The sequence below is a fragment of the Pseudomonas edaphica genome, assembly GCF_965277385.1.
GTDB classification, from domain to species: domain Bacteria; phylum Pseudomonadota; class Gammaproteobacteria; order Pseudomonadales; family Pseudomonadaceae; genus Aquipseudomonas; species Aquipseudomonas edaphica.
On record NZ_OZ255725.1, the window covers coordinates 467,784 to 487,280 of the forward strand.

Annotated in this window: 24 protein-coding genes; 7 read left to right on the forward strand and 17 right to left on the reverse strand. The window is 60.0% G+C overall.

Features of this window, described 5'->3' with window-relative positions; translation table 11 throughout:
* Positions 1 to 37: 37 nt before the first annotated feature.
* The 4 genes from ACQY47_RS01985 to ACQY47_RS02000 form a co-directional block, all read right to left on the reverse strand.
* The gene (locus tag ACQY47_RS01985; RefSeq protein WP_428555128.1) at positions 38 to 448 is read right to left on the reverse strand and encodes a hypothetical protein; all 411 of its coding nucleotides are present in this window, start codon (positions 446 to 448) and stop codon (positions 38 to 40) included.
* 172 nt (positions 449 to 620) lie between these two features.
* On the reverse strand, positions 621 to 1,268 hold the full coding sequence (locus ACQY47_RS01990) for a nicotinamidase (RefSeq protein ID WP_428555131.1): 648 nt from the start codon (positions 1,266 to 1,268) through the stop codon (positions 621 to 623).
* A 210-nt stretch (positions 1,269 to 1,478) separates the two neighbouring features.
* On the reverse strand, positions 1,479 to 2,252 hold the full coding sequence (locus tag ACQY47_RS01995; RefSeq protein ID WP_428555134.1) for an L-iditol 2-dehydrogenase: 774 nt from the start codon (positions 2,250 to 2,252) through the stop codon (positions 1,479 to 1,481).
* A gap of 13 nt (positions 2,253 to 2,265) precedes the next feature.
* Entirely contained in the window at positions 2,266 to 3,525 is a 1,260-nt protein-coding gene (locus tag ACQY47_RS02000) for an ABC transporter substrate-binding protein (protein ID WP_428557410.1), read from the reverse strand.
* A 259-nt stretch (positions 3,526 to 3,784) separates the two neighbouring features.
* On the opposite strand from ACQY47_RS02000, the gene ACQY47_RS02005 reads away from it, so the two are divergent.
* From ACQY47_RS02005 to ACQY47_RS02015, 3 genes are all read left to right on the forward strand, one after another.
* Positions 3,785 to 4,723: a helix-turn-helix domain-containing protein gene (locus ACQY47_RS02005; protein WP_428555137.1), complete on the forward strand. Its 939-nt coding sequence runs from the start codon at positions 3,785 to 3,787 to the stop codon at positions 4,721 to 4,723.
* Positions 4,724 to 4,878: 155 nt separating this feature from the next.
* Positions 4,879 to 5,841: a nucleoside-specific channel-forming protein Tsx gene (locus ACQY47_RS02010; protein ID WP_017139612.1), complete on the forward strand. Its 963-nt coding sequence runs from the start codon at positions 4,879 to 4,881 to the stop codon at positions 5,839 to 5,841.
* A 14-nt stretch (positions 5,842 to 5,855) separates the two neighbouring features.
* A complete protein-coding gene (locus tag ACQY47_RS02015) occupies positions 5,856 to 6,884 on the forward strand; it encodes a purine-nucleoside phosphorylase (RefSeq protein ID WP_017139613.1) in 1,029 nt (342 codons plus the stop codon).
* 104 nt (positions 6,885 to 6,988) lie between these two features.
* Here the strand turns inward: ACQY47_RS02015 and ACQY47_RS02020 are convergent, their stop codons facing one another.
* From ACQY47_RS02020 to ACQY47_RS02050, 7 genes are all read right to left on the reverse strand, one after another.
* Positions 6,989 to 7,324, reverse strand: a complete 336-nt coding sequence (locus ACQY47_RS02020; protein WP_428555141.1) for a DUF6124 family protein — start codon at positions 7,322 to 7,324, stop codon at positions 6,989 to 6,991.
* A 429-nt stretch (positions 7,325 to 7,753) separates the two neighbouring features.
* On the reverse strand, positions 7,754 to 8,713 hold the full coding sequence (locus ACQY47_RS02025; protein WP_428555144.1) for a quinone oxidoreductase family protein: 960 nt from the start codon (positions 8,711 to 8,713) through the stop codon (positions 7,754 to 7,756).
* 30 nt (positions 8,714 to 8,743) lie between these two features.
* On the reverse strand, positions 8,744 to 8,917 hold the full coding sequence (locus ACQY47_RS02030; RefSeq protein ID WP_017139616.1) for a DUF1427 family protein: 174 nt from the start codon (positions 8,915 to 8,917) through the stop codon (positions 8,744 to 8,746).
* 103 nt (positions 8,918 to 9,020) lie between these two features.
* Complete coding sequence (locus ACQY47_RS02035) at positions 9,021 to 9,785, reverse strand: AraC family transcriptional regulator (RefSeq protein ID WP_428557411.1); 765 nt, start codon at positions 9,783 to 9,785, stop codon at positions 9,021 to 9,023.
* 67 nt (positions 9,786 to 9,852) lie between these two features.
* Entirely contained in the window at positions 9,853 to 10,023 is a 171-nt protein-coding gene (locus ACQY47_RS02040) for a metallothionein (RefSeq protein WP_017139618.1), read from the reverse strand.
* A gap of 89 nt (positions 10,024 to 10,112) precedes the next feature.
* Positions 10,113 to 10,568, reverse strand: a complete 456-nt coding sequence (locus ACQY47_RS02045; protein ID WP_017139619.1) for a DMT family transporter — start codon at positions 10,566 to 10,568, stop codon at positions 10,113 to 10,115.
* A gap of 4 nt (positions 10,569 to 10,572) precedes the next feature.
* The gene (locus tag ACQY47_RS02050) at positions 10,573 to 11,061 is read right to left on the reverse strand and encodes a DMT family transporter (protein WP_017139620.1); all 489 of its coding nucleotides are present in this window, start codon (positions 11,059 to 11,061) and stop codon (positions 10,573 to 10,575) included.
* 117 nt (positions 11,062 to 11,178) lie between these two features.
* Between ACQY47_RS02050 and ACQY47_RS02055 the strand changes: the two genes are divergently transcribed.
* Both ACQY47_RS02055 and ACQY47_RS02060 read left to right on the forward strand, forming a co-directional pair.
* A complete protein-coding gene (locus ACQY47_RS02055) occupies positions 11,179 to 12,111 on the forward strand; it encodes a LysR family transcriptional regulator (protein ID WP_017139621.1) in 933 nt (310 codons plus the stop codon).
* Between the two features lie 141 nt (positions 12,112 to 12,252).
* Positions 12,253 to 12,510 carry a type II toxin-antitoxin system Phd/YefM family antitoxin gene (locus tag ACQY47_RS02060; RefSeq protein ID WP_428555151.1) on the forward strand — a complete coding sequence of 86 codons (258 nt, stop codon included), beginning with the start codon at positions 12,253 to 12,255 and terminating at the stop codon, positions 12,508 to 12,510.
* Between the two features lie 8 nt (positions 12,511 to 12,518).
* Here the strand turns inward: ACQY47_RS02060 and ACQY47_RS02065 are convergent, their stop codons facing one another.
* The 3 genes from ACQY47_RS02065 to ACQY47_RS02075 all read right to left on the reverse strand — a co-directional run bounded on the left by ACQY47_RS02065 (position 12,519) and on the right by ACQY47_RS02075 (position 16,303).
* Positions 12,519 to 13,838, reverse strand: a complete 1,320-nt coding sequence (locus ACQY47_RS02065) for an Nramp family divalent metal transporter (RefSeq protein WP_017139624.1) — start codon at positions 13,836 to 13,838, stop codon at positions 12,519 to 12,521.
* A gap of 41 nt (positions 13,839 to 13,879) precedes the next feature.
* Complete coding sequence (locus ACQY47_RS02070; protein ID WP_138451500.1) at positions 13,880 to 15,433, reverse strand: DUF726 domain-containing protein; 1,554 nt, start codon at positions 15,431 to 15,433, stop codon at positions 13,880 to 13,882.
* Positions 15,434 to 15,520: 87 nt separating this feature from the next.
* Complete coding sequence (locus tag ACQY47_RS02075; protein ID WP_428555156.1) at positions 15,521 to 16,303, reverse strand: helix-turn-helix domain-containing protein; 783 nt, start codon at positions 16,301 to 16,303, stop codon at positions 15,521 to 15,523.
* Between the two features lie 99 nt (positions 16,304 to 16,402).
* Here ACQY47_RS02075 and ACQY47_RS02080 point away from each other — a divergent pair, with 99 nt between their 5' ends.
* Both ACQY47_RS02080 and ACQY47_RS02085 read left to right on the forward strand, forming a co-directional pair.
* On the forward strand, positions 16,403 to 17,275 hold the full coding sequence (locus ACQY47_RS02080; RefSeq protein WP_428555159.1) for an EamA family transporter: 873 nt from the start codon (positions 16,403 to 16,405) through the stop codon (positions 17,273 to 17,275).
* 81 nt (positions 17,276 to 17,356) lie between these two features.
* Positions 17,357 to 17,758: a RidA family protein gene (locus tag ACQY47_RS02085; protein ID WP_017139628.1), complete on the forward strand. Its 402-nt coding sequence runs from the start codon at positions 17,357 to 17,359 to the stop codon at positions 17,756 to 17,758.
* On the opposite strand, the gene ACQY47_RS02090 is transcribed toward ACQY47_RS02085, so the two are convergent.
* From ACQY47_RS02090 to ACQY47_RS02100, 3 genes are read right to left on the reverse strand one after another with little or no spacing between them, the layout of a single operon-like run.
* Positions 17,748 to 18,644, reverse strand: coding sequence for a LysR family transcriptional regulator (locus tag ACQY47_RS02090; RefSeq protein ID WP_017139629.1), 897 nt, complete (start codon positions 18,642 to 18,644; stop codon positions 17,748 to 17,750). The genes ACQY47_RS02085 and ACQY47_RS02090 overlap by 11 nt on opposite strands.
* A gap of 19 nt (positions 18,645 to 18,663) precedes the next feature.
* Positions 18,664 to 18,969, reverse strand: a complete 306-nt coding sequence (locus tag ACQY47_RS02095) for an XRE family transcriptional regulator (protein ID WP_428555163.1) — start codon at positions 18,967 to 18,969, stop codon at positions 18,664 to 18,666.
* Positions 18,962 to 19,327, reverse strand: coding sequence for a type II toxin-antitoxin system RelE/ParE family toxin (locus ACQY47_RS02100; RefSeq protein ID WP_080593813.1), 366 nt, complete (start codon positions 19,325 to 19,327; stop codon positions 18,962 to 18,964). The genes ACQY47_RS02095 and ACQY47_RS02100 overlap by 8 nt, the downstream gene beginning before the upstream one ends.
* Positions 19,328 to 19,497 lie beyond the last annotated feature (170 nt).

Here is a 19,497-nt window from a genome sequence, read left to right on the forward strand (position 1 = left end):
GGCAGACCTGGCGTGCTCCCGCGCGACTGCGCGGGAGCTACGGGCAGCGAATGTTTGCCAGTTTCAGTCGCATGTCGTGATAGCGGTAAGTATTTAGCAGAAGTATTCCCAGCAGTGGAAACGCAACCCCCAGCAGATAAGCCAGCGCGTGGGGCCGGTATTGAATGGTCGGGGTCACCACTATCAAGCAGAGGACAAAATAGCCCGTCTGCCATCCAGTGGAAGCAACGCGCCCGCGTGCCAGCATCCAATGGCCAAGGCCAGATAAAATCATCAAGCCCAGCAACAGCGCAACGGTACATCCGGTTTGCATCGCCGGGCCAAGGCGGCGCAAATAGGTGGTGCTCGCCAGAAAGGTAGCGGCCCCGCCTGAAAGCAGGCTTACAACGACCATAAGCAGAAATTCAGGCAGGAACGGGGCAAGACGGTTTGCAGTTGACTCCCTCACGCGACAGCGCTCCCCGGCCAGTCAAGGCCGCTCGTGCAAAAGCGTGAGGGTAATCAGTAACGCCCGATGATTAATGTAGGACGCGTCTCGTTTTTTGCGCGCAACGTTACCGGTCTAGCCGCGAATCATCGATTCCCACAGGAAAGCAGGTATTGGGTGATAGCTATGCGCCTTAACGCGTCGCCATCGCGGCGAGCTCTTCGCGGCTTCGGCTGATTGCTGCACCGGCATTACGCAAGTCCGTTACCGCCGCCGCACCACCCGCCTCGCTGATGCCTCGGCACGCAGGCAGGTGCAGAACCACTTCCAAGCCAGCCTTGAGCAGTTGCAAGGCGGTGGTCTTGACGCAGAAGTCCAGGGCCAGGCCACCCACGATCACGCGACGCACGCCCTGGGCCTTGAGGTACTCGATAACCCCCGTGGACAGTTTGTCGTGCAGGTCGTGGTAACAGGCGCCATAGGGATGCAGGTCGGGTTCAACGCCCTTCCAGATGAAGTAGTCGTAGTCATACGGGGTGGGTAATTCGTCGAGCAAGGTGAAGCCTTCAGTGCCCGGCACACAATGACTGAGCCAGGTAAGGTCGGCATGCTCAAGGCCGGTGGGTTTGAGCATGTCGCCAGGTTGCGTGACCACCCACGGTGCTTGCGGGGTATGTGCGTCTTTGCTGCCGACACGGTAACCGGCAAGACTGGCCATGTAGTTGAGTTCGGCACCGATCTGGTCGCCACCGGCCACCGGCAGTTCATTGGGGCACAGCGGCGTGAAGCTCTTTTGAGGGTCGACGTCGAATGAGGCAATGGCAGTTTTCGCAAGGGGCATGGCGGCACTCCTGTGAGGTGCAGGTAAAAGTAGACATGAGGGACCGCTGCCTCCACAAACACTTTGTTTACTTTTTTGAGCACAGTGTTGCCGTCCAAGAAGCTCAAAGATCAAAGGTGGGAGCTGGCTTGCCTGCGAAAGCGGTGGGTCAGGCAGCAAGACTGCAACTGATAGACCGCCATCGCAGGCAAGCCAGCTCCCACACTTGACCTAGTTCATCCAGTTGCCGCCGTCGACGTTGTAGGTCTGGGCCACGATGTAATCGGCGTCTTTAGAGGCCAGGAAGATCGCCATGCCGGTCAAATCCTCAGCCGTGCCCATGCGCCCGAACGGCACGTCGGCCCCAACCCGTTGTTTCTTCTCGCCAAGCGCCAGCCCTTCATGCCTGGCAAACAGCGCATCCACGCCATCCCAGTGCTCGCCATCCACCACGCCCGGCGCGATGGCATTGACGTTGATACCCTGCTTGATCAGGTTCAAGCCCGCTGACTGCGTGAGGCTGATCACCGCCGCCTTGGTCGCACAATACACCGCCACCAATGCCTCGCCGCGCCGCCCCGCCTGGCTGGCCATGTTGATGATCTTGCCGCCGTGACCCTGGCGGATCATCTGGCGGGCCGCGGCCTGCAAGGTGAACAACGTGCCGCCGACGTTGATCGAAAACAGCCGGTCAAAGCTGTCGCGAGTGATATCGACGATGGGCGCCAAGTCGAACAGTGCGGCGTTGTTGATCAGGATATCGAGTTTGCCGGCATGGGCCACCACGGTGGCAATCGCGCCGTCGATGGAGGCTTGATCCGTGACGTCCATCGCGACCGCGTAAGCCAGTGGCCCCAGTTCGGCGGCTGTGGCCTGCGCGCGTTGCAGGTTGATATCGGCAATGGCAACCGTTGCGCCTTCAGCGATATAAGCCTGGGCAAAGACGCGGCCAATACCGCGCGCCGATCCGGTGATCAGCGCGCTTTTACCTTCGAGTCGTTTCATAAGGAAGTCCTGTTTACTTAGGGTAACCGGCGCGTTTCATTTCGCGTTCGGTGGTGGACTGAGCCTCAAGCAGCGCCTGGTCAACCGTCATGCCGCCGGTAAGCGCCGCCGAGAACAGCTTGCCCACCGAGGTGCCGATGGCCTGGAACTCCGGGATGGTCACGTACTGAATGCCCACATACGGCACCGGCTGGGCCGACGGGTGCGCAGGGTCGGCGTGTTTCATCATTTCCAGCGTCACCTGGGCAAACGGCGCGGCCTTCAGGTAAGCCTCGCTGTAGGTGGACTGGCGAGTGCCCGGTGGTACGTTGGTGATGCCTTCTTTGTCGGCGACCAGTTGGATGTAGTCCTTGGAGGTGGCCCAGGCAATAAAGGCCTTGGCGGCGTCCTTGTGTTTGGACGTGGCCGGGATGGCCAGGGACCAGGCATAGAGCCAGGAGGAGCCTTTGTCGGTGACTTCGGTCGGCGCGGCGGCAAACCCTACACTGTCGGCCACTTTGCTCTGGGTTTTGTCGGTGGTGAACGAGCCGGCGACGCTGGCATCCACCCAGATCGCGCACTTGCCGCTGTTGAACAGCGCCAGGGTTTCGTTGAAGCCGTTGCTGGAGACGCCTGGCGGGCCGTAGTTTTTCAGGGTGTTGACGTAATAGTTGGCGGCGGCCGTCCATTCAGGGCTGGTCAGCTGCGGCTTCCACTGTTCGTCGAACCAGCGTGCGCCAAAAGCGTTGGCCATGGTGCTCAACAAGGCGATGTTCTCGCCCCAACCCGCTTTGCCACGCAGGCACATGCCGTATTGGTCTTTGTCTTTTACCGTGAGTTTGGCGGCAAACTCACCGAGCTGGGTCCAGGTCGGATGCGCGGGCATGCTCAGCCCAGCTTGCTTGAACACGTCGGTGCGGTAGTAGGTAACGGTGCTTTCGCCATAAAACGGCAACGCGTACAGGGTGTTGTTGACCGACAAGCCTTGGCGCACCGAAGGGAAAATATCCTCGGCGTCATAGTTGGCAGGCAGTTCGGTCAGCGGTTCCAGCCAGTGTTTGGCGCCCCACAATGGCGTCTCGTAGGTGCCGATGGTCAGCACATCGAATTGCCCGCCCTGGGTGGCGATATCGGTGGTGAGGCGTTGGCGCAGCACGTTTTCTTCGAGCACCACCCAATTGAGCTTGATGTCCGGGTGCTGCTGCTCGAACACCTTGGACAGGCGCTGCATGCGGATCATGTCACTGTTGTTGACTGTGGCGATGGTCACGGTGTCGGCGGCGTAGCTGGGCATGGCCAGCGCCAGGCCAGTCAGCAGGAACAGCGCGTGTGGGAGCTTGAGCATGGCGGTATCCACCTGTTGTTTTTGTTGTTGAGTTGCGATTACAGCAGCTTGGTCAAGGCCTCACAAACGAATGGCGAATGCGCTGCTGATACTTTTTTAACCCGCACTTGAAAGTCAAAAAAGTATCAGTGCCGGGCAAAACCGGGGGTAGCGCACTGATTGCCGCTACGCGTATTTTGGCGTTATCCAATGTATAAGAGGCATCACCGTGCCCGTCAGCCGCGACAAACTATTCGAACATCGCCCCGCCGAACTCGAAGTGATCCTGCCCGAGCCGGACCACTGTTTTCGCTGGTTCGAACATGACTACCCGTATGACCTGGCGCGCTGGAACCACCACCCCGAGTTTGAGATCCACCTGATCCGCCAAGGCAGTGGCAAGTTGGTAGCGGGCGACTATATCGGTGCGTTCAGCGCCGGGCATGTGGCGCTGATCGGCCCCGACCTGCCCCACGACTGGATCGGCGACCTGGCCCCTGGCGAATACCTGACTGGCCGCGACGTGGTGCTGCAATTCGACGGCGCCGCCCTGCTCGCGCTGCGCAAAACCCTGCCGGAACTCGGCGACTTGCAACCGCTGTTCGAACAGGCCCGGCGCGGCCTTGAATTTACTGGCGAGACCGCTGTACAGGCAGCCGGGTTGATGGAAGCCATCGGCAACGCCCAAGGCCTGCAACGGTTGATCCTGTTCCTGCAACTGCTCGACACGCTAAAAAATGCACCCCAGCCGCAGGTAAAGGCGCTGGCCAGCCCCTGCTACGCGCCAACCCTGGATGCGCGCAGCGCCGAACGCATCAACAAAGCCTTCGATTACCTGATGCGCGAGCTGACCGGCGACTTGCGCCTCTCGGTCATCGCCCAGCAACTGCAGATGAGCGAACCCGGCTTCTCACGCTTCTTCAAACGCAACACCGGTCACGGGTTTATAGACCTGATGCGCAAGTTCCGCGTGCAACGCGCCTGCCGCCTGTTGCTGCAAAGCGACATGTCAGTGGCGGACATCTGCTTTGAAGTGGGCTACGCCAACCTGTCCAACTTCAACCGGCACTTTCGCATCGAGATGCACCAGACGCCGAGCGAGTATCGACGCGAAACCGCGATGCATTTATTCAACCGCATCGAGAAATTGATACCCAGCCAATTTTGACCAAAAGGTCGACTAATCCCTGTTTTCTCCATACTGCTCAACCCTTTGAGCAAAGTTGGTACGCCACGTGCAAACGTTTGCGGAACGAACTTGGCCGCCAAGTTCACCACTACCCGCAGAAACGGGTTCCAACCGCGTAAGAATAGGGATTTTCAATGCACCTCACCTCAAGGCGTCCCGCTTGTTTTGGTGTTTCCTTGCTACTGGCCGCCGTTACGGGAGTACTCAGCGCACCCATTTTGGCGCAGCAAAAACCCACCGATGACTCAGCACAGGGCGAAACCCTCAGCCCTGAAACCAAAAGCCCGGAAGCCAGCCCGGTAAAAAAAGGCGTGTACATGTCGGACTGGTTCAACCAGGACCTGACCCTGATCGGCAGCAAAGACATCAGCTTCGGCCCCAAGCCGCAGGATGATGTGTACCTGGAATACGAGTATTTCGGCCGCAAAGGCCCGTTCGAGCTGTATGGCTATATCGACGTGCCGAAAATCCTCGGCATCGGTAACAGTAATGACAAAGGCGCGTGGGACCATGGTTCGCCGGTATTTATGGAGCATGAGCCGCGTATCTCCATCGACTACCTGGCCGGCCGCAGTTTGGCCATCGGTCCGTTCAAGGAATGGTATGTAGCCTTTGACTGGATCTACGACCACGGCAGTAACAAGTCCAACCGCGCCAACACCTTGTACAGCGGCCTGGGCACCGACATCGACACCCATTCGCGGGTCAACCTGTCGGCCAACTTCTATGGGCGTTACCAATGGGAAAACTACGGCGCGAGCAATGAATACTCATGGGACGGCTACCGTGCGCAAATGAAGTACATCGTGCCCATCAGCAGCTTCGATAACGGTGCCTCGCTGACCTACATCGGCTTTACCAACTACGATTTCGGCTCGGACTTGCACAAGGACAACCCGGCGCGCACCGCCAATTCATTGGTGGCCACCAACGTGCTGTTGTATTCGTTCACCCACCTGCGCTTCACCCTGGTCGGTCGTTACTTCCACAACGGCGGCAACTGGGAGGATGGCAGCGAGCTGAATTTTGGCGAAGGCAACTTCCGCGCCCGCTCGGATGGCTGGGGCTACTACGCCGGTGTCGGTTACCAATTCTGATCAAGGAGCTATAGATGAACATGCTTACCCGTCTCTCGATGGCCATCGGCCTGGCCTTTTTGCCCCACGTGGTGCTGGCCGATGCTGCGGCGCCGATCAAACCCAAAGTGATGCTGATCACCATGTTCGCCCCCGAGGCGCAAACCTGGATCGACCGCCTGGAACTCAAGCAGGAAGTCCGTGTGCCAGGCCTGTCGGCCGAATACCCGGTGATCCGCTGCAACACCCAGGACGTGTGCCTGCTGGTGACCGGCATGGGCCAGACCAACGCCGCCGCGTCCACACTGGCCCTGGCGTTGTCGCCCAAGTTCGACCTGCGCCAGAGCTACTTCCTGATTGCCGGGATCGCCGGCATCAGCCCTAAACACGGAACCATCGGCACCGCCGCCTGGGCGCATTACCTGGTGGAGTTCGGCACCCAATGGGAGCTGGATTCGCGCGATGCGCCTAAAGACTGGCCAACCGGTTACATCGGCATCAACACCAAAGGCCCCAACGAAAAACCACCGTTGGACTACAAGACCGAAGTATTCGAGCTGAACCCGAAGTTGCAGGCCAAGGCGTTTGCCCTGTCGCAAAAGGTAGAGCTGAGCGAAAGCAAGGAATCCAGCGCCTGGCGTAAACACTACCCGGCCGCGCCGGCCAACCAGCCGCCGCAAGTCACGCGCTGCGACACTTTGGCGGGCAACACCTGGTTCTCCGGCACACGCCTGAGCGAACGCGCCGAGGTCTGGACCAAGTTGCTCACCGACAACAAAGGCGAGTACTGCACCACCCAGCAGGAAGACAACTCCACCTATGAAGCCTTGCTGCGCGCCAGCCGTGAAGGGTTGGTGGATATTCAGCGCTTGGCGGTGGTGCGTGCCGGCTCTGATTTCGACCGGCCGTATCCGGGTTACAGCGAAGTGGACAACTTGCTGAAGTATGCGGACCAGGGCGGGTTTGTACCGGCACTGGAGAACCTGTACCGCACGGGCAATCCGCTGGTACAGGCGATCCTGAAGAACTGGTCGGCCTGGGAAAAAGGCGTCCCTGAAGCCTAGTAAAAATCAAAATGTGGGAGCTGGCTTGCCTGCGATAGCAGTGGATCAGTCAATCATTCTCTGACTGACAGACCGCCATCGCAGGCAAGCCAGCTCCCACACTTTTAAGTCACGGGGTGGGCTACATTCAGCGCCTTGTCGACCAGCAGTTGCACACCTTCCAGCATTCGGCAGATACCCAACGCGACATTGCGTTGCGAACCCTCGATTTCAAACGCCAGGTGGTTGGCGATATCACTGATGGAAGCCAGATCCTGGGAAGCATTGACCAGCAAGGTTTCCGTGCCCAGATCGGCGCGCACGGTGAAGATGCCTTCGCTGGGTTCAGGAATGGGTTTGCCGGGGTTGAGATAGTGGTTGATCGCGCGGTAGGCGACTTCGTGCAGGGCGCTGGTGTCGTAGTCTTGATGGACTGGGGGGTTGGGGCTGTCTTTGATCATGGTGGAATCCTTCGGGAGTGGAGCCGCCACGTTTCGCGGTCAAGCGAAATAGGGTGGCAGCTATACGCGGGTTGACCGACCGGTCCCAAAGTAGCCCGGCATACCCTAAGGTATCCCGCGTACAGCTGCCGCGACACGATACAGCAGACGTAAAAAAAACGCCTGATTCGATGCGGCACATACATTTGGGGGGCAGACGGTCAAATCCGGCCGCTGAATTGGCAGCGACGCCAGTGAGGTTAGTCAGCCCGCTTCCGAGCGACAACCTGAAACCTTTGTGGGAAACGTCCGATCAAAAACAGTCCTCAAACCCAGTGAAGATCAAAATGTGGGAGCTGGCTTGCCTGCGATAGCGGTGGATCAGTCAATAACTCTCTGACTGACAGACCGCCATCGCAGGCAAGCCAGCTCCCACACTTTTTAACCGCATTAAGGCAGGAAGATGACCTTGTCCGCACTGCCCTTGTTCACTTCCTCATAGCACTGCACCCCATCCGCCAACGCCACCTCACGCAACCCTGTCGGCAACGGCAGCGAACCCTCATCAAAAAACCGCCCAAACTGCTCCAGCATCACCGCACATTGCTCGCAGTTGTAGAGCAATGAATTGATGCCCACCACCGAGCCGCCCTTGCGGTACAACGCCAGCGCCGGCAGCTGCACATGCCCATCAACCGGCGCCGCGATAATCGCGATGCGGCCGAACGCGGCTAACCCTGCGACAGCCGCGGGCAGCCAGAAACCGGTGGTGTCGAAGATCACATCGGCACCGCCCTTGAACACCGCATTCACCTGCCCGCCCAATGCGTCCGGTTGGCCCAGGGCAATCGCGTCGAAGCCCTGCGCCTGCAACGCCTCGACCTGATCCGTTTTGCGCACCGCCGCCAGCACCTGCGCACCGCGAATTTTCGCCAGCGCCAACGCCGCGCTGCCTACAGCACCATTGGCGCCAATCACCAGCAGCCGGGTGCCTTTGCCGACACCGCTGCGCTCCAGCGCATCCCAGGCGGTGGTGTATGGCACACCGAGGCTGGCAGCCTGGGCAAAGCTTAGATGCGTCGGTTTATGCGCCACGCCTTTCGCCGACACCGTGAGGTACTGCGCGTGGGAGCCGTCGGCAAAAAAACCGAGGTCACGGCCGGTGCCCCACACTGCCTGGCCAACCAGTTGCTGCGGGCCTTCCACCACCACACCGGCAAAGTCCCGGCCGGGAATACGCGGCAACGTCGTGTAGGGAAACCGGCCAAGTACGTTTTTAACGTCGCTGGGGTTCAAACCCGCCGCTTTAACCTGGACCAACACTTCACCGGCAGCCGGCAGCGGCTTGTCGACTTCAACGAAACTGAGGGCGGCGAGGTCGCCGGTGGCGGAAAATTGCAGTGCTTTCATGGCCAATATCCATCGAAGTGAAAAAAGAAATCAGGACAACCAACCGCTGACCAGCTCACGGCCCATGGGCCAGAGCTTCTCGCCGATCAACATCCCCATCAGCCCCACCAGGGCAATGGCAGGCGGCGCGGGTGAGCGAAAGTCCAGGGCACCATAGATCACGCCGACAAACAGGCCGATGGCGAGGGAAATGAGATAGTTCATAGGGGATAGTTCATAGGGTTTACGCCGGGTGGGTTGATGCGCTCAGTGTAGTGAGCCCCCCCCCGAAGCATCGGCCAAGTGCTTCAGGATTTCGGCCAAAGCCTCAACCGACGTATTGCGACGGTGCCACACCCAGTTCACGGCGGAACATGTCGCTGAAGCTGCTCGGCGAATAGCCCAAAGAACGGGCAATGCCGCTCACCGACTGGCCCTGGATCAGTTCCGCCACCGCCGTGGCTAGCTGCACCTGACGGCGCCATTCGGCAAAGCCCATACCGAGGTTGTTCTGGAACAACCGCGCCAGGGTGCGCACGCTGGCACCCGCCGCTTCGGCATGTTGCTCAAAGGGGATTTCCAGCGAGGGCGCCGCCATCACTGCCTGGCAGGCATTGATCAACCGGCGGTCCGCCCCCAGTGGCATGGCAATGCGGATCTGGGAGCGGCGCGCGCGTTGCAACTCCAACAGCGCCAGACCGACTACGGCGTCGTAATAGGCGGTATCACCGTTATCGCCTTGATCAACCAGCGTGACGATCAGCTCACGCAGCAGCCCGCCGACTTCAATCACCTGCACCTGGCTGTCCAGCGTCGCCGCCAAGGCTGGGCGCAGGTAGATATTGCGCATCTGCAAGTCCGAGACCACGCCAATCCCGTGCTCCACACCCGGTGGCAACCACACGGCGCGCTGCGGCGGTACTACCAGGGCTTCGCGCGGTGTTTCAACCCACATCACCCCGCTCATGGCGTAGAGCAACTGGCCCCAGTCGTGGCTGTGTGGCTCCACATACAACCCACGGGGGTAGGTGCGCGCCAGTGGTTGCACGGGGACGGCATGATCAGTGAGGTCGGGAGGCGCGGCCAGGGCCATGAAGCACACATCAATCAAGGGTGAGCGGCCATGGTAATGACCGCCACCCGATAAGCCGAGCGGATTTTTAGCCGTGGGCAGACTTGGCGCACTCGCAACCGGTCGACGAGGCACACGGTTCGCCATGCGCATGGTGCTCGGCGCAGCCTTGGCAGCAGTAGCCCTTGCCGTCTTTCATCACCGCGTTGGTGCCCAGTACGCATTTGCAGTGTGGGCAGGCACAGGTTTTATCAGCCATGTTCAGACTCCTTTTGCATGGTCGTCCAGGTGCAACGGGCGCTGCACCTTAAGCAGTGACTACCGGCAAGGTTTCAAGGTTCACCGCCGTTAATCGGCCAGTCGGCTGTTGCTGCGGTACATGAACACCAGCGCCACTGCCAACAGCAGCATTGCCACGATACGGCTGCCCGACAGCTCGATGGCCGGGTTGCCCAGCCAGCCGAAGTTATCGATCAGCATGCCCATGCCCAACTGCCCGACGATCACCGCCACCGTGGCCACTGCCGTCCCCACCACGGGCACTGCGCCGACCATGACCATCATGTACACCACGCCAAACAACGCGCCGGTCAACTGCCATTTGGGCACGTCCAGCAAGCTCACGGCCTGTGCGGGTTCGAAGAAGAAAATCAACAACGCCGTGCTGATTGCGCCCACCGCAAAGGTCAATAAACTGCTGCGCAACACGCCGACCGTCTGGCCCAGGCGGCCGTTGATCGCGGCTTGCACACTCAGCACCGCACCGGCGGCAATCACCAGTACCAACAACAGAATCAGATTCATCGCTTTAACCCCGTGCAATCAGAACAAGTGCCGCCACAATCAACGCCAGGGCAATCCAGCGTTCGCCATTGACCCGTTTACGCGCGGTGCCGAACCAGCCGAAATGGTCGATCAGCACGCTCTTGCCGACCTGGCCCGAGAGGATCGCGACCATGGTCATGGCGATGCCGATATGCGGCGTAGCCAAAGTCAGCACCACCACGTACATCGGCCCCAAAAAGCCGCCGATCAACTGCCAGCGCGGCAGGTCGGTGAGTGCCGGGCCTTTTTGCGCGCCGCTGAACAGCAGCAGCAAAAACAGAATCGCCGTACCGACGCCAAAGATGCTCAACGTTGCCCACAAATGCCCGACCTGTACACCCAATGGCCCGAGCAAGCCGGCCTCAACCGACAGGCCCATGCCCGCCAGAATCACCAGCGGCAACAGCAGCAATCGCAAAAGGTTTTTTTTCGGCCTGGCCTGCGCCACGCCTTCGATGGAACTTGCCTGCATACATCACCTGCGCGTCAAGAAACGAAACATGGCGCGCATTATCCGGTGGCCGTCTTGTGCGATAAATGGGAGCATGCAAACAACACCTTTGCGCATTACGCACAGCACGGAGCCACGATGCAGGGTTTGAATGAACTGAGTTTCAAGGCATTGCGCCTGTTTGTAGCCGTGCTGGATCACGGCAGCTTTTCCGAAGTGGCACGTCGCGAAGGGCTGGCGCCCTCCTCCATCTCACGGCAAATCCAATTGATGGAACAGGCGCTCGGCCAGCAATTGCTCTACCGCCATACGCGTGCGGTCAGCCCCACCGAAGCCGGGCGGCTACTGGGGCGTCATGCGCGCCTGATGCTGGAACAGTTGGAGGCCGCCGGCCAGGCCCTGCAAGAGCAGGAAAGCGAACCCAGCGGGCTGGTGCGCATCAACGCGCCGATGGTATTCGGCCAACGCCACCTGTCACCGTGGCTGGGCGAGTTGTGCCGTCGCTACCCCAAGCTACAGTTGGATATCCAGCAAACCGACACCTACGTCGACCCGCTGCAAGACGGCACCGACCTGCTGTTTCGCATCGGCGTGCTGAACGACTCCAGCATGCAGGCGCGCATCTTCGCGCCGCAGCGTTTTCGCCTCGCGGCCAGCCCCGCCTACCTGGCCCGGCATGGCACGCCGCGCCACCCCGAAGAACTGGCCAACCATCAATGCCTGGCCTACAAAGGCATCACCGGCCAGCAGCGCTGGTTCTTCCGCCGCGGCCAGGGCGACTGGACGCCTTACAGCGTCAAAGGCCCGATCACCGGCAACCACGCCGACACCCTCACCCACGCGGCGGAACAAGGCCTTGGGCTGGTGGTGTTTCCGTCCTGGCTGATCGGCGAAGGCTTGCGCGCCGGCACCTTGCAGGCGGTGCTTACGGAGTACGACGTGGCCACCACCCTTGAACCGCAACAGATTGCCGCGCTGTGGCCAGGCAGCCGGCGGCTGTCGCTGAAGGTGCGCACGGTGATTGATTATTTTGTGGAGTGTTTTGGAGCGGTGCCGTATTGGGATCGGTGAGCCCGCACCTCACACCGGATAAGCCTTGAAAGGTAAAAATTCCTCGTGGGAAAAGTAGGCCTAGTCTGATTTTTTGCGCCACTATTTTCAGCCGCCGTATGCCAGGCCAGACTCAGGCTACTTCCCCACAGGAGAGACGCCATGAAAGCGCGGCGACACGGCATAACGGATCCATTAGACCCAGCGAAAGCTCACGCCTCCAAGCTGGCTCATCAGGCCAGTACCGGCCAAATAATCATTATCACCAAGAACGGATGTGCGCTTGCCCAGCCCGTCACGGCTGGGCAACACCGGGGGCAAAGAATTGGCGTAATGAAGGGAAAACTGACTGTCCCGGACGACTTTGATGCACCATTGCCTGACGAGGTGCTGGATACGTTCCAGAAGGGATTGACCTGAAACTCCGATCAAAACAACCACTGCCCAATCAACCACGCATTCGCCCCACTGATCAGCGCAAACAGAAACCACGCCAGTAACCGCGTGGGCAAGCGGTTAACGAAGGGCCCCATCAGTTGCTTGTCGTCAGTCATGCGGATCAGCGGGTACAACGCGAAAGGCAGCTGCAGGCTGAGCACCACCTGGCTCAGAATCAGCAGTTTGCCGATGGCATCGTCGCCCATCAGCCACACCCCCAGGAACGCGGGGATCAGCGCTAGCCCGCGCGTGATCAGGCGCCGCTGCCAGCACGGGATGCGCAGGTTGAGGTAACCCTCCATGATCACTTGCCCGGCGATGGTGCCGGTAAAGGTCGAACTCTGCCCCGAAGCCAACAAGGCGATGCCGAACAGGATGCTGGCGAAGGCGCCTCCCACCAATGGGTCAAGCAGGTGATAGGCGTCCTGGATCTCGACCACTTCGGTGTGGCCGGTCTTGTAAAACGCGGCGGCGGCCAACACCAGGATCGCGGCGTTGACCAGCAACGCCAGGGCCAGGGAGCCAATGGTGTCGATACGCGCCAGCTTGACCGCGTCCTGTTTGCTGGCGAGGTCTTTGCCAATCAGGCGGGTCTGCACAATCGAGGTGTGCAAATAGAGGTTATGCGGCATCACCGTGGCGCCAAGGATACCGATAGCCAGGTACAACGGCGCTGCATCGCTGATGGCCGCCAGTGACGGGGTAAAGCCACTGAGTACGTCCGGCCAGTAAGGTTTGATCAGCACCAGTTCGATAAAGAAACACACGCCAATGGTTGCAACCAGCGCCAGCATGATCGCTTCCAGGCGGCGGAAACCGCGGTTTTGCAGGGCCAGGATCAATAGTGTGTCGAACGCGGTGATCACGATACCGGTCGTCAGCGATACGCCGAGCAACAAGTGAAACGCCAAGGCGCAACCGAGGACTTCAGCCAGGTCGGTAGCGATAATGGAGATTTCCGCCAACACCCATTGCGTGCGCGCGGAGCGTTTGCTGTAGCGCTCACGGCACAGTTGCGCGAGGTCTTTGCCGGTGGCGATGCCCAGGCGCGAACACAGGCACTGCACCGCCATCCCGGCCAGGCTGGCCAGCAGCACCACGAATAGCAGGCTGTAGCCGTAACGAGAACCGGCTTCGATGGCGGTAGCCCAATTGCCGGGGTCCATGTAACCGATGGAGATCAGCAGGCCGGGGCCGGCAAACATCAGCGCCCGTTTGAAAAACGAGGCCTTGGGGTCGACGATAACGGAGCCGGCCACTTCCGGCGGGCAGAACGGGGCAGTGGCGATTTTCGGCAGGCTGAATTTCACGCGGTATCCCAGGCAAACACACAAGTCAGGGCCGCAGCTTATCAGTCCGACGCGACCGTGCGCATCACCGTCTCCCGGGGCAAGTCGAACGCTTCGACGACTTGCACCACCAGGTCCATCTCCTGGTTCAACGCTTCGCGCTCCATGCGCTGGCGTATCACGCCAATCACCAAGACCGCCAAGGTGGTGATCGAATAGGCCGGGCCGGAAAACGCTCGCACGCCCGTTACCAGCAACATCGCCGCCGCCAGCGCCTGGCCCACCACCGGAATTGCGGTGGCCGCGCCGCGCCGCAAGATAAACCCGGTGAGCCCCGCCAACGCCGTGCCGCTCAGGGCGGTGGTGGCCGAGCGGCCGATATCGATACGATTGAACAGGCCCTGCTCTTTTTGCGCGGCCGCCTTAAGCTCGGCGTCGAAGGCCTGGCGGTCGGCGCGACTGAGTTTGTCCTTGTACTGCTCGATGAGCTTTTCCGCGACCTGTGCCTCGATATCTGCCAGCACCACGGTTTCAAGCGGCCCATCGAACTTGATGCCCAGCCGCTGTGCGACATCTTCGGCGATCTGGCGATAACTCACGCCATGGCCACGGGCGATGTTCATAAAGCTGTCACCGCCCATGCGTTGCAGCTCGATGGCCAGTTTCAGCGGTTCACGTACATCGGCATCGATCGAGGCACTGCGTTTTTGTGCCATCAACTCAGCCAGAAACTTAAGCTCCTCCGGCCGCGCCTGCACCAGCGCGGGGAACAGTTCCACGTCCTCCTCGGCAAAACGCACTTCGCTGCTGCGCAGGTCAGCGCGGATCAGGCCACGCCGTTCCTGCAGCAGGTCGGTGTACTGCACCACCGTTTTCAACTGCGGCCAGTAGGCGGCGTGGTCGAAGGTGGCCAGGTGCACATTGGTGACCTTGGCCTTGAGTGCGGGGGTGACGTCGATCGCATACCGGCCTATGCAGCGCTCGGTGTCCGGCTTGATGGCAAGCGCCCAGTCCTTGCTGGAGTAGCAGTTGATCACGCGCCCTTTGAGGGGCGCCGACACTTCATCCCAGGGGCTGGACGTACTGATCGCGCCACCCATCAGCAACACATTGTTAAGCGGCAATTGGCGGGCGACCTCGGGGCTGGCCAGCAGACTCTTGACCAGGATACGCGCGCCCAGGGAATGCCCGATCAGGTTGATGCGCCGCACGGGCAGCGCTTCGCCGTGCAGGTAATGGGCAAGCTCAGGCAATAACGTCTTGGCCACTTCATCGACACGCGCCTCGACACTTTTGTAATGGTCAAGAAAGTAGGCAATCGCACGGCCCACACCCACGGTTGCCGCGCCCAGGCCGCCACCGCCAAGCATTGCGGTAATCACATCTTTAAAGGGAGCAAAAAGGTTTTCCAGAAAGTGACCCGCCGGCCAGAACAGCATCAGGTTGGTCGAGCCTTCGATGCTTGCCAGTTGTTGCGTGAAATTGCCCAGTTGCTGGCGGTTGAAGAACGCCGAATAACCGTGAACATAGAGATTGAGCACATCCCCCTGAGGCTCGCCACACAACAGGAACGTGGGCTTGCGGGTGCGGTGCATTTCATCCCACTGGTGTTGCATGGGCCGGTGACTCCTGATGACGTTGGGCCGCGATAGTAACAAAGCAGGACCGCCTGCAAGGTGAATCCTGACCAGCGTGTGAGCTTTTTAGAACAACGACACGGCCTTGGACTTGGCCAGGTAGCGCGCCGGTGAATCGCCCAAGTGGCGGCGGAACAGCGCGGTGAAGGCGCTGGGGCTGCTGAAGCCCAATGCAAATGCGACCTCGGTGATCGAGGCGCCGTGGCTGAGTTGCGCGGTGGCCTCCAGCAGGCAGACTTGCTGGCGCCACGCCACGAAGGTCATGCCGGTGTTTTCCAGGAAGTGACGAGTAAAGGTCCGCCGGCTCATGCTCGACCAACTCGCCATTTGATCGAGGGACACGGTTTGCGCAGGCGCGTCCAGAAAGCGCTGGCAAGCCCTCGCCAAACGCGGTTCAGAGGGCAGCGGCGCACTGAGGGGCAAGGCCGACAGCGTACTGATTTCGTCGATCAGCAGCGTCAATACACAGTGCCGCCGCACCTCGGACGTTGCCGATGCCCCGCACGTCAATGCCGCTTCCAGAAGATGCCTGAGCAGTGGCGACACCTCGAAAACCTGGCAGTGTCCCTGCAGCCCTGCGCGCTCGGCGGCTTGAGCATCGAGGTAGGTATTGAGCATCACCACATCGCCGCGCATGTGCATTTCATGGGCAATGCCACCGGGCACCCAGACGGCCCGCTGCGGCGGCACCACCCAGTTGCCCAGGTCGGTGAACATTCTTAAGGCACCGGTGGAAGCATAGGCAAACTGGCCGCGCGGGTGCGTATGCCGGGCAAACACACTGCCGCACGGGTATTCACGCAGGGTCACAAGCGCTTCGGGGTCGTTGTCGTTAAAGGTCGGAATCATGGCCCGATCTTGTCAAAGTATGACCTGGCATAGCAAGCGGGCCATACGCCCGAGTTCTAACCTTCAACCCTTTGAAGCAACCGGTTCGAAGGAACGTCCATGCACAAGAAACACCTGGCACTTGCCCTGTTGGTCACGCTGGCCTGGGGGCTGAATTTCCCCATCACCAAACTGGGCCTGCGGGCCATCGACCCTTTTTTACTCACCGGCCTGCGCTTCGCCCTCGCCGCCTTGCCCCTGGTGTTCGTCATCAAGCGCCCCGCCGTGCCATTCGGTTATGTAGCGGCCTATGGCGTGATCTTCGGGCTGGGCATGTGGGGTGTGATCAACTATGGCATCCAGCTTGGGGTGAGCCCGGGGATTGCCTCATTGCTCATCCAACTCAGCGTGTTTTTCACCCTGGGTTGGGGTTGTGTGCTGTTTAAGGAGAAAATCCGTGTGGCGCAGTGGTTCGGGGCCTTTCTCGCGTTGATCGGACTAACCGGGATCATCGCCAACCAGCAAGGCGAACACGCTGCGCTCGGCGTGCTGATGATCGTGTTCAGCGCACTGGCGTGGAGCATCGGCAACGTCATCATCAAGACGTCGGGGGTTAAAGAAATCTTTTCGTTCATGGTCTGGGCCAGCCTGTTTCCGCCAATCCCGCTGTTCCTGATGGCCTGGTGGGTGCACGGCGACGGTGCGTTCGTAAGCCTCCCCGCCAACCTCGACCTCACCGCCGTGTGGTCACTGCTGTTTCAGGTTTACCTGGCCACGCACTTTGCTTACTGGGGCTGGAACACGTTGCTCAAGGCGTACCCCGTGTCCACGGTAGCGCCGCTGTCGCTATTGATCCCGGTGTTCGGGATTGCCAGTTCGATGTTGATACTGGGCGAGCGTGTTTCCACAGCCAATCTGGTCTTTATCGCAGTGATTATCAGCGGCTTGGCAGTCGGGCTTTATCGCAAACCGATTGTGCATACCAGTAGATAGTCATGACAGAAACTTGGGATATTGTTCGCGCATTCGCTCTATTAGCATTCGTCGGGTCGTGTATTCAACCGAGGAAATACCATGAGCATGCCCGAATTTTTTGTCACCCCAGGCTATGGCGATACCATGCGCGAACACCTGCACTATTCCCAAGCAGTGAAAATCGGTAACCGCGTAGAAACGTCAGGCCAGGGCGGCTGGGACGATGAGTTCCAGATCCCCGCCGACCTCAGTGAAGAAATCGCCCAGGCGTTTCACAACCTGGACCGAACCCTGGCCACCGCCGGCGCGGGTTGGGAGCATGTGATTCACATAAACTCCTACCACGTCGGTGGGTTTGCACCTGAGGTCAACGAAGCAATGGTCCAGCAATACCGGCGCTACATGCCCCACCATGCGCCGATCTGGACGCAAGTCGGCGTCGAGGCCCTGGGACTGCCAACCATGCGCGTGGAGATACGCGTAACCGCGATTATTCCCTGACCCCAAACGTGCGGATCACCCACTCGGTAAAGACCTTGAGCCGCGCACTCTGATGACGGTTAGGTGGGTAGAGGATGTGCAATGGCGTGGCCGGGCGCGACCAACCCGGCAGCACCTCAACCAACTGGCCGGTATCGAGGTAGTGCTGCACGATCGACTTGAAGTGCTGCCCCACACCAAGGCCCGCGAGCAGCATTTCCTTGAGGCCGTTGCCTTCGTTAGTCGAAAAAGCGCAGTCGTTGACCTCGATACGTTGCTGGCCCTGCTCAAAAATCAGCGGCTCCGGCTTGCCCGACCCAGCAAAAAAATACCCGGCCCTAAGGTGGTTGTTTACAAGGTCTTCGGGCGAAACCGGCAAACCCCGGCGCGCCACGTAACTGGGTGCCGCACAGGTCAGGTATTCAAGGTCCGCCACCTTGCGCCCGATCATCGCCATGTCTTCCAGCTTGCCAGCACGGATCACGCAATCGGCGCCCTCCCCGACGATATTCACCGCACGGTCGCTGATGCCCAAGGCGATGGTGATATCGGGGTACTCACGATGAAAGTCCACCAACGCCGGAATCAACAGGCAATTGGCAAACGAGGCCGGTGCATCCACGCGCAGGTGCCCGCCGGGCTTGAGGATCTGCCCGCGTGCGGCGCTGTCCACTTCATCCAGCTCAGCCACCAGCCGTCGCGCATGGCGGTAATACTCCAGCCCTTCAAGCGTGGGCGCCAGGGCGCGGGTGGTTCGGTGCATCAGCTGGGTACCCAGGTGTCTTTCCAGGTCAGTGATGAGTTTGCTGACGGTAGAGCGTGGCAGCGCCAACTGGTCGGATGCACGGCTGAATGAACCGGTATCGACAACACGGACGAAGGCGCGCATGGCCAGGAGCTGATTCATCGGGGTGGTCCACTGTGACTTAGTGAGCGAAGTTGTCGATCTTGACCTGGCCATCCGGGAAGGTCGCGATGATTTCCAACTCGCCGCCCATCGCCTGGATGTAGTCACGCAGCGTGCTGATGTACATGTCGGTACGCCGCTCCATCTTGGAAACCGCTGCCTGGTTGATATTCAACGCCTTGGCCAGGCTTTCCTGGCTCAGTTGCTGGGCCTTGCGCAGCTCATGCAGGGGCATTTCCTTGAGGTGCTGGCGGAACAGCTGCTCGGCTTCGGCACGCGACTGCGGGGTCATGCGCGCTTGAAGTTCAGCGAATTTTTTAGCCATGGTGACGGGCCTCTTTACGCAATGTTTGCAAATGGATGTCGTACACATTTTCGGCCAAGGGCACATGCACCTCGTACCACCTGGGGTGTGCGGCTTTATCGCCGCCGATCAGCAGGACAGCGCAGCGCCGGGGATCAAATGCATACAGCACTCGATAAGGCCGGCCGGCGTGCCGGACCCGCAGTTCCCGCAGGTTGCCATGCCGGGAACCCTTGATATCACTGGTATGGGGGAAGCCCAGGCCAGGCCCGAAAAGCCCCAGCAGATCTACGCTGGCGGACACGGAGACTTGCTCCTTTGCGCCCAGTTCATCCCACCATTCTGCGAATTCATCCGTGTATTCAACGTCCCAATCCATGCGAATATGCCACCTAAGGAATATAAACTCAAGGGCATACTTTAGATTCAGAAAAGACTGCATTACCAGCCGGGCTCCAGGGGAAATTGTTTGTACATCCTTCTGACCAGACGCTGAGCAACAACCCTGCCCTATTGGCAAACCATCGAATAGCGTTAAGAAATATTTCC